Origin of the sequence: Candidatus Thiothrix phosphatis (assembly GCF_035668035.1) — a bacterium.
Lineage (GTDB): Bacteria > Pseudomonadota > Gammaproteobacteria > Thiotrichales > Thiotrichaceae > Thiothrix > Thiothrix phosphatis.
Genome location: NZ_JAYMYJ010000111.1, coordinates 1 through 9,914, shown reverse-complemented (window position 1 = coordinate 9,914; position 9,914 = coordinate 1). Strand labels below are relative to the sequence as shown.

Annotated in this window: 6 protein-coding genes; 4 read left to right on the top strand and 2 right to left on the bottom strand. The window is 54.2% G+C overall.

The genetic code is table 11. From position 1 onward, the window contains the following. Window positions 1-176 precede the first annotated feature (176 nt). Entirely contained in the window at window positions 177-1,784 is a 1,608-nt protein-coding gene (locus tag VSS37_RS11595; protein ID WP_324695389.1) for a hypothetical protein, read from the top strand. Between the two features lie 9 nt (window positions 1,785-1,793). After that, window positions 1,794-3,452: a ubiquinone biosynthesis regulatory protein kinase UbiB gene (gene ubiB, locus VSS37_RS11590; protein WP_324695387.1), complete on the top strand. Its 1,659-nt coding sequence runs from the start codon at window positions 1,794-1,796 to the stop codon at window positions 3,450-3,452. 38 nt (window positions 3,453-3,490) lie between these two features. Here ubiB and VSS37_RS11585 read toward each other — a convergent pair whose 3' ends face one another. Together VSS37_RS11585 and VSS37_RS11580 are read right to left on the bottom strand one after the other, a co-directional pair. Beyond that, complete coding sequence (locus VSS37_RS11585; RefSeq protein WP_324695384.1) at window positions 3,491-4,738, bottom strand: hypothetical protein; 1,248 nt, start codon at window positions 4,736-4,738, stop codon at window positions 3,491-3,493. Between the two features lie 139 nt (window positions 4,739-4,877). Then, complete coding sequence (locus VSS37_RS11580) at window positions 4,878-7,865, bottom strand: Ig-like domain-containing protein (protein ID WP_324695382.1); 2,988 nt, start codon at window positions 7,863-7,865, stop codon at window positions 4,878-4,880. Between the two features lie 323 nt (window positions 7,866-8,188). On the opposite strand from VSS37_RS11580, the gene VSS37_RS11575 reads away from it, so the two are divergent. Together VSS37_RS11575 and VSS37_RS11570 are read left to right on the top strand one after the other, a co-directional pair. Then, the gene (locus VSS37_RS11575; RefSeq protein ID WP_324695390.1) at window positions 8,189-8,599 is read left to right on the top strand and encodes a hypothetical protein; all 411 of its coding nucleotides are present in this window, start codon (window positions 8,189-8,191) and stop codon (window positions 8,597-8,599) included. Window positions 8,600-8,630: 31 nt separating this feature from the next. Continuing rightward, on the top strand, window positions 8,631-9,914 hold a 1,284-nt coding region (locus tag VSS37_RS11570), incomplete at its 3' end, for a thrombospondin type 3 repeat-containing protein (RefSeq protein ID WP_324695380.1).

The following is a 9,914-nucleotide window of genomic DNA, read 5'->3' as shown; positions in this document are numbered from 1 at the left end:
AGGATTGTGCTTTTGTCCTGAGCGAAGACCTGCAACACGGACAGCAAATTGGCAAGCTGACCATCGTCAACCCGTTTATATCTGACGTATCGGTATTGATGCCTTGAACATGCAATTTTGAAGCATGATTCCAAATTATTATGATTTTTTTGAAAATCAAATGGGGCTAATACAAAATGCAATTTAATCGTTACATTTGGGATTTGTATCGTGCCTCACCAGAGGGACAAGCAGCCATCAAACGTGATATCACGGCACACTGGAACTCACTCGATAATACTTGTGACATACGTCAGGAAATGGGATTCACGTTTGAAGTTTTCGGTTTTGAAAACATCGAGAGCGGGGAATCAGACGTCCTGAGAGTCAATTTAAATGACTTACTGCATGAATTCACACAAGATAGTATCATCAACGATAGCAAAGAAGCCGATGAACTCTTTATCGAAATGGTGGATGAGGGCTGGGAAATACCTGTCACCGTCGGGGAGGAAAGTCCATGGCTTGTTTTAATAGGTGGAGGACTTGAGCATGATACAGTTTATCGACAAATTTTTGCCACTATTACGGGCTTATCTGCTGGCCTACATTCCGCCCATCCTAACTACTTCATACCCTATTTTTTTATAAAACGCTTTGATCATCTGACAAAAATCTGTCATTTTTTTGGAATTACCCTACCCGATGAACCTACCAAGCAACAAAAGCGTGAACGCGCTTTATACTATCTTGAAATTAATCGGGTATTTCAGGCGTTTCGCTTTGAACAAGGTCTTTCACCCGAAGAATTTAATGCTTTCTTATATGATTTCGCGCCAAGAAACATCACATTGGCTGTTCCTAATACCTTACCTGAAGCATCCCGTGTTTGGTTTTCCCTTGGCAACAGCATTGACTTTGAATATTTAGATGCAGCCAATGAAAAATCCATCAGTTTTTGGCAGGGTAACCTAGAAGCACGACGTGGCGATATTGTTTTAATGTGGTGTTCCTCCCCTAGAAGTTATCTTCATTCCATCTGGCGTGTAGTAGATGATGGATTCAATGACCCATTTTTTTATTACTACAATAGCATTAGGGTCGGTCATCCCCTCAAAATACCACCCATCACGTTTAAAACATTCGCACAAGACCCATTACTTGGTGCATCGCCTGCGGTAAAAGCGCATTTTCAAGGACGTAGTGGTAGTGCACTGAGCCTAGAAGAATACCGAGCCATTTGTGAGCTAATCCAACAAACAGGGTTTGATACAACTCTGCTTCCCACAACCCCTAGCGAACTCGCTTTCGGTGATTTGATGTTGAACAATGAACGAGATGTCGAAACTCAATTGCTTGAGCCACTACTATTAAAACTAGGTTTCACAACAACAGATTGGGTTAGACAACTTCCTGTCAGAATGGGGAGAGGGCAACGCAATTACCCCGACTACGTACTCGGCTGCGATCTCAAACCCGGCGAGGAAAGTGCTATTTCAGTACTCGAATGTAAATTCCGCATTAGCTCACCAAAAGAATTGAAAGATGCTTTTCTGCAAGCAAAATCCTATGCCTTACGCCTACAAGCCCAATCCTTGACGCTGGCAGATGCCCGTGGAATTTGGGTATTTCAGCAACGTAGTGACGGATTTGTATTTGATGCCTTTACATTCAAAGTATGGAAAGAACTTACCCACCCAGACATATTGCATGAAATTTCTCTCATTTTCGGCAAGAAAGTGATTGATGATGCAATGCAGTCACGCTTGCGTAATATGAAAACGCCTAGCAAGCCAAAAGGTTAAACTTCACACATGAAACCATTCACCCGCTTGCTGCGCCTGTGGACGATCAACCGTGTCTTCATCCGTCATGGGCTGGATGAGCTCGTATTCACCATCCCCTTCCTGCGGCCACTGGCATTCCTGTACCACCTTTCGCCGTGGAACTGGGGCAAGCAGGAAACCCGTCCGCGCGGCGAACGCATCCGCTGCGCGCTTGAAGACCTTGGGCCGATCTTCATCAAGTTCGGGCAGATGCTGTCCACCCGCCGCGACCTGCTGCCGGACGACATCGCCGCCGAACTGACCCGCCTGCAAGACCGGGTGCCGCCGTTTTCCAGCCAACAGTCCCGCCAGATGATTGAAAAGGCTTACGGCAAGCCGGTCACGGAAGTGTTCCGGCATTTTGAGACCGAACCGATGGCGTCCGCCTCCATTGCCCAGGTGCACGCCGCGCAACTGTGGAGTGGCCAGGATGTGGTGGTGAAGGTGCTGCGCCCCGGCATCCGCAAAACCATCCGCCAGGACGTGGAGCTGATGTACATCATCGCCCGGCTGGTGCAGCGTTACTGGAAGGAAGGCCGCCGCCTGCGCCCGGTGGAAGTGGTCGCCGAATACGAAAAGACCATCTTCGACGAACTCGACCTGATGCGCGAAGCGGCCAACGCCAGCCAGTTGCACCGCAATTTCGAGCAATCGCAAATGCTGTACGTGCCGGAAGTCCACTGGGACTACACCCACCCCAATGTGATGGTGATGGAGCGGATTTACGGCATCCCAGTCGGCGACATTTCCCGCCTGCGCGAACTCGGCGTCAACTTCAAACGGCTGGGCGAACTGGGGGTGGAAGTGTTTTTCACCCAGGTGTTCCGCCACAATTTTTTCCATGCCGACATGCATCCGGGCAATATTTTCGTCAATGCCGCCAACCCGCAGGAGCCGCAATACATGGCGGTGGATTTCGGCATCGTCGGCACCCTGGCGCCGGAGGACAAGCGCTATCTGGCGGAAAATTTCTACGCGTTCTTCAACCGTGACTACAAACGGGTGGCGGAACTGCATGTGGAGTCCGGCTGGGTGCCGCCCACCACGCGGGTGGAAGAATTCGAATCCGCCATCCGCACCGTTTGCGAGCCGATCTTCAACCTGCCGATCAAGGACATTTCCTTCGGCCACTTCCTGCTGCGCCTGTTCCAGACCGCGCGCCGCTTCAATATGGAAGTGCAGCCGCAACTGGTGCTGCTGCAAAAGACCCTGCTGAATATCGAGGGCTTGGGCCGCCAGCTGTACCCCGACCTGGATTTGTGGGCGACCGCCAAACCCTTCATTGAACGCTGGATGGATGAGCAACTGGGCGTGCGCGCACTGTTGCACGGCGCCAAGGAAAACCTGCCCAAACTGCTGGAAAACCTGCCTTACATGCCCAATATGCTGCACGACATCATGAAGCAGGCCAACCTTCACCAACTCAAGCTGCAATGGGAATCACAACAACTGGAACAGTTGCGGCAGGAAATGCGCCATGCACAACGCGGCAACCAGCTGGCGATTGTGGGGGGCAGCCTGCTGGTCACCGCCACGCTGACGGCTGGTTCTGCCTTACTGCCAGCCGTGCTGGGCGTGTCGATATTAAGCTGGGGAATGGGCGGCACGGGTCTGGGCTTGCTGGCGTACAGCCTGCTGCGCCGCTGACGGCGGAAATTGAACCCGCCGCCGCCAGCGCCGCAAGCTCACGCCGTTGGGCTGACCCATTCAGCCGCACTTAGCTTGCTGATTTGCGCCGCATCAATCCGGGAGGCTTTCAGGATGACACCCGACGTTTTCAAGGAATCATCCGGCTTGAACAGACGGTAGGCCACCTGCAATTCGCCGGTCGCGTAGATGCTTTGGCTCTTGTACCATTTTTTTTCCGTCACCTGCACTGTCTGGGCTTTCAGTTCAACGAACAGGCGTTCCCGGTCGTTCAGGGCATTGGCTAGCGCCTGCCCTTTCACCTGACCCCAAAAAGCGTCGGGCTGGCTGGCGGGGTTCAATGCCGCCAGCAAACTGTTGGCGCTTTCCAACGAAGATTTGAGCAAACCGCCCGCCCCCTCTTCCGGCATTGCCTTGCCTGCGGCGACCAACCCTTGCAGGACGCCAAGTTGTTCCAACAGGACAAAAGCTTCATCCAGCAATACCTGCCCACCCGCCACAGAATCCGCCACCACAACCTTGCCCTTGGATTCCAGCAAATAGCCCAGCAGTGTCAGGGCTTCCGCGCCGGAGTCAAATACGCCCAGCTCCCGGTCAGTCCGCAACATTTTGGCCAAACCGTTAAGCGTGTCCAGCGACAAACCCAGCAGTTGCGCCCCGGCAAACACGCTGGAAACCGCCGTAGGCACAACCGACGGTGCCAAGGTGGGCGGCCCACCCCGTGTTGCAGACAGATCCGGCGTGGCCCTGGGCGTTGCCCCGGTCAATTTCTTCAACCTGTCATTCAACTCTGTGAGCCTGCGGCTGACAAACCGGGCGGACTGGGCCTGCTCACGCTCCGCCGCCGTCAGCAAAACAGCGCCGCCACTGGCGCACAGGCCGCCCAACGCTTCTGCGACCGCATCCAGCAACACAAACAGTGGTTTTTTGCTGCGCAACAAGGCGACGCCTTCCGCGCCAGCCGCGACGGTAATAGTCCCCTCCTGACCCCGCGCCGTGTTCAATGAGTCCAGGTTTTCCTTGATGTCGCGCACCGTGGAAAACGCACGCTGGGTTCGCAGGCTTCCTAGCAGATTGCCCAGCCTTGATTTCCTTTCCGCCGCAATCTGCGTCTCCATGCTGTTGATTTCGGAAAGCCTGCCTTTCAACTGCGCCAGCCTGCTGTCCAGGTCTGGTTGCCTGCCACTGCTTAACTGCGCTTCCAGTGCGAAAATGTCGCTTTCCAGTTGGTTTTTTTCATCCGTCAGGCTTGACGCTGACTGGTCCAGATCCACTTCACCCGGCATGATGCATCTCCCGCCAACCATAATAGTCGCTTTAGTATATACCTTGCGTCAGCACCCATTAACGTGAAACGGCAGGTCGCCCAAAAAAACAGGGCCGCAGCGTCACCACTGCGGCCCTGTTATGGTCCAGCGCCTGGAATCAATCCGGAGGGCTGTTCGGGTCAGTGTTGGCAGGTGCAATGTCAATCACCACAGTCGCTTGTGTCTGGTTGCCATATTTATCCTGCACGGTATAGGTGAAGGCATGGTCAGTACAGTAACCGCTGCGTAAGGTGAACTGGATTGACTTGCCATCCGAACTGATCGTTGCCGTACCGTAACGCGGGGTGCCGACAGCCACGATTTTCAGATCATCGCCGCTATCATTGTCCAGCACGGTCAGCGTCCTGGTTTCCGTATCGTTTAGCTCAATCAGCAGATAGTCATCTTCCGCTTTCAGAGGATTACAGGTGGTGCAAGCGCCAATGGTCAGCTCAACCGAGGCACTGGCGGATGCGCCTGTGCTATCCGTAACCTGGTAGGTGAAGCTGTCGCTGCCCACATAATCAGCGTCTGGCGTATATTCCACATGATTGCCGACGACTTCCACGCTACCGTGTGAGGGTGCCGTGACAATGCTAATGGTCACGCCTTCAGCAGGAACCGTATCATTGGCCAGAATGCCCAATGCAGTGGCCGAACTGTTGGCTTCGAGGGTGTAAGTGTCGTTCGATGCCGACATATTGGCACCCGCCGCCACCTGGACATGCACCGTTCCAGTTGCAGTGTTGCCAGCCGGGTCAGTGACCGTGTAGGTGAAGGTGTCTTCCCCGACAAAGCCGTCAGCCGGTGTATACACCAGGTTGTTGCCATCCTGGGTGACCGTGCCATGGCTGCCCTGGCCGAAGGCAGAGATGCTCAACGTATCGCCATTCGGGTCGGTGTCATTGGCCAACACATCCACCGCGACCGGCGAGCCGGAAGTCGTGGCGGCGCTGTCGCTGTTGGCGACCGGCGCATTCGGGTTCCCCGCCGGATTCACAATGACTGTCACCGTGCCGGTCGCCGTATGGCCAGCCGGGTCAGTCACAGTATACGTAAAGGTGTCTGTGCCGCTGAAATCGGCAGCCGGTGTGTACACCAGATTGTTGCCGCTTTGGGTAACCGTGCCGTGGCCGCCCTGGCCGAAGCTGGAAACGCTCAACGTATCGCCATTCGGGTCGGTGTCATTGGCCAGCACATCCACGGTGACAGGCGTGCCTGAAGTCGTGGTGCTGGTGTCGTTATTGGCGACCGGCGCATTCGATGTCGGCGCATTCACCGTAATGGTGACCGTCGCTGTGCTCTGGTTACCTGCTGGATCAGCGACAACATAGGTGAAGGTATCCGTACCCGTGAAACCGGCGACCGGCGTATACACCAAGTTATTGCCCACCTTGGTGACGCTGCCGTTGCCGCCCTGATTGAAGCTGGCGATAGTCAGCACATCGCCATTCGGGTCAGTGTCATTGGCCAGCACGTCCACGGTGACAGGCGCACCTGTTGTGGTTGTCGCCGCATCATTGTGGGCGGTGGGCGGCAGATTGGTTGCCGTCGAACCGGCGGCAGTCTTGTAGGTGTCAACCGTTTGCTTGTGGTCAGCCACGTTACGCAACGCTTGACGTACCCACAGTGGCGGTTCAGCAATCAGTTCCTTGCGCCAGACGACTTTCGGGTCAGAGCGGGAAGTGCCGCCCTGTTCAATCACTTCATTTTTGTACTCGTTCTGGTAAGTCACATACTCGATGTCGACACGGCGGTTTTTGTGGCGTTCCGCATCCGTATTCGGGTATTTCGGTTGGGTTTCACCCAGCCCTTGCGCCATCAAGTCATTGCCATTGAAGCCGTTCTTGACCATGAAATCGCGCACGGCGTTGGCGCGGCGCTCGGAAAGCTTCTGGTTATGCTCCAAGGAACCGATGTCACAGGTATTGCCGGTAATGCGGATATTGCCTTCATAACCGGAAGCGCGGATTTGTCCAAGAACCGCTTTCATGCGTTCCTGCGCTTCCGGCGTCAGCTTGGCGCTGTCAACCTTGAAGAAAGTGTCCGCCTCCAGCTCCATGGTATTTTTGACCAGCTTGCGCTCAACTTTGGGCGCTTGCTTGATTTCCTCGCCAGGAAGTTCCACGCGCACACGGCGGTAGCGGTGCTCCGGTTGCCAGATGCCCGCGTCACTGCCGATGTCATAACGGTAGGAAACGCCCCCGCGGGTTTCCGTTTTGTTATTGCCGTCCTCGAAGCCGCCGGATTTCTTATAGACTTCGACCTCGGCACCTATGCTGTGTGGAGTATCCGGGAAGAATTTTTCAACCCCGCCAGTCAGCGTGGTTTGGGTCGGGCGTTTTTCAGTATCGGCAAAATCCTTGCCCCATTCATAATCCAACCCGCCTTGGACACGCATCTGTGGCCCGGCCAAATAAGACCCGACCCGACCGCCTACGCCCAGGTCATACGCCTTTTCCGTCACGCCCGCAGTGGTGGAGGCACGGCTGTCAGAAATGCCTTTGCTGACATGCCCCGACCAGAACAGATCGGCATTTTCCTGCCCATAACCAACGGTTACTTTTTTATCTTTCTGTTCATTCTGGTCATAGGCCCCAAAAATCTTGTTGACATACGTTGCGCTGTCACCGCCTGAAGCCCAATGATGGTTAAGTTTGACACCAGCGCCGGTCAAGGTTTCTTCACCCATATCCTTGTCCGCGTTTGGGTTGAAGCCGACATAGCCCTGCCCGATAGTGGCGCTGCTAGCGCTTTCGTTAAGCACCTGGCTGACTTCAGCCTTGCCCTTGAGTTCGGAATCGACGCCAATGCCGATACGGGTATTGCCGCCCACATAGCCGGTATTGAGGGAAGAAGTTTCAGTTGCGTCATCCAGGAAGCCATCACTCTCCTGACCCAACGCTTGTGCCTGGCTCATGCTGTCAGGGGCGTTTCGGGCAGATGGGGGTGCTGCTGGCACAGGTTCATCTTCTAAAGTTGCGTTTTGGGCAGGAATCTGCCCGAATGAAGCATCAGTACCTCCGTCACCTGCAAGCACCGCTGCGGAGCAGAACAGTAATGGCAGGATAGCCCAGCCGGAGGCAAGATTCTTATTATTATTCATGGTTGTATCTCTCTGCTGTGTGCCTTGTTATTGTATTGGGTCACATGATCACAGCCACTATATTCCTTGTGGCGCGTTTACCACAAACTTATTCCGACGAACGCGACGCCCCATCCTTACGCTACCCAACAGACTGAATCTGTAAGGTTTTGTGTTTTGCGCCTGACTCCGGAAAGCCCTTTGTTTATAATTCAATTCAGACCTGTATACTCTATCCCAAGTCCTGACAACTTCGCCAACACAGCATGGATAAGTGGTGTTGATAAAAATTAACCAAATAGAATTATTGCCTTACAAAACAAAACGGAGAATAAGTGACTTCCATGTTACGCGCCCTACAAATCATCCCATTTTTTGGCATACTCCTGCTGATCTACTGGCTGGGCGTAAAAACCAGCCTGTTTCCTGGCGGACTTAATCATGTGCTGATGCATGTGGGCCTCCCATCCGGCGAATTATGGAAACCGACCTGGGGCGATGTCATGGTGCTGACAGGTGTGGGCTTCCTGTATATTGAGCTATTCAAATCCACCCGCACATCTGAAACCACCATTGTGGATCACTTGTTGTCCACCTTTGTCCTGATCCTTTACCTGACCGCCTGGCTGATTTACCCGTGGGCGGGCAATTCCGTATTTCTGATCCTGACCGGAATGGCGTTCCTGGATGTCATCGCAGGCTTCACGATCACCATTTCCGCCGCCCGCCGTGACTTGTCCATTGGCGGCAGGTAAACAAACCAAACGCCTTGCGAGAGAATGACCCATGCAAAAACTGATTGTCAGCCTGACTATGGCTTCAGCCATAACGGCAGCCGCACATGCGGAAACACCACAGTTTCCCGACCCTGCTTCACTGCCGCCTGAAACCTCCAGTTCGACGGAAAAACCATCAGATGGAATGGAATCGCTGACAACCAACAGCATCCCCACCAGCAGCGTCACCTACACCCAGCCTACGGGGTCTCCACCCGCAGTTGCCGGAACCGCCACAAGCGCAACCGGAACTTACGTTTATCCCCAAACAAATTCACCCACCACAACCACGACAACCGCCGCCAGCAACGGCGTCGCCTATGTTTACCCGCAAGTGGACGTAACCGCCGCCAGAACCAACGCCACACCCGCTTACGTTTACAACTACGCCCAACCACAAGCCATGAATGGCTGGAGCAGCGCTTACAATTACATGCAACCTTTTCTCGGCGGCATGCAATCTTACAACCCCGGCTATTACTTTCTGCCCAACCCGATGTTGGCACCGCCAACGTCACCGCAAATGCCCACGCCTACCTTACCGGCCACCACTTGGCCTGCCGCTGGCTACCGCAATGGCGTTTACTTGCAGGGAACGCCAGGGGTAGTGCAACCAGCCGCCCCAAGCGCCACCAACACCCAACAAATCAATGACCTTACCCAGACCCTTGACAGCTTGCGCCAACAACAGTCCGACCTAATGGGCAAAACGCAAGCCGCCCTGACGGCGCAAGAAAAAACCATTGCCGACCTAAAACGCCAACTGGAAGAAACGCAAAAAGGCAAAGGCGACCTGGAAAGCAAAATTACCAACCTACAGGGCGAGCTGGCTGAAAGCGTCAAAAAAGCCGAGTTGGAAAGTTGCAAAGCAGAAAAAGATGAATTGGCGGACAAAGCCAACGCCACGGCGGAAATGAGCCAGCAATTCACTGAATTACGCCAGAATTACGCTTCCCTACAAAGCGAAAAGCAACAACTTGCCACTGCCCTCGAAAATGAAACCAAGGACTCCGACCAGGACGGTGTCGTTGACAAAACCGATAAATGCCCAAGCACTCCCGCCAGCGCCACGGTTGACGCCAATGGTTGTGAACTCCCCAAAGACGCCGACAAAGATGGCGTGCCTGATGACACGGACAAATGCCCCAACACCCAAGCGGGCGTCAAGGTCGATGGCAAAGGCTGCGAACTTGACGGTGATGGCGACGGCATCAAGGACAGCGGCGACCAATGCCCAGGCACCAAACCCGGTGTCAAAGTGGACGCATTAGGCTGCGACCTGCCACCGCCTGAC

Excerpts from the sequence above, each read along its gene's own strand:
- VSS37_RS11595 (WP_324695389.1), top strand. The coding sequence starts at position 177 with ATGCAATTTAATCGTTACATTTGGGATTTGTATCGTGCCTCACCAGAG.
- ubiB (WP_324695387.1), top strand. The coding sequence starts at position 1,794 with ATGAAACCATTCACCCGCTTGCTGCGCCTGTGGACGATCAACCGTGTC.
- VSS37_RS11585 (WP_324695384.1), bottom strand. The coding sequence starts at position 4,738 with ATGCCGGGTGAAGTGGATCTGGACCAGTCAGCGTCAAGCCTGACGGAT.
- VSS37_RS11580 (WP_324695382.1), bottom strand. The coding sequence starts at position 7,865 with ATGAATAATAATAAGAATCTTGCCTCCGGCTGGGCTATCCTGCCATTA.
- VSS37_RS11575 (WP_324695390.1), top strand. The coding sequence starts at position 8,189 with ATGTTACGCGCCCTACAAATCATCCCATTTTTTGGCATACTCCTGCTG.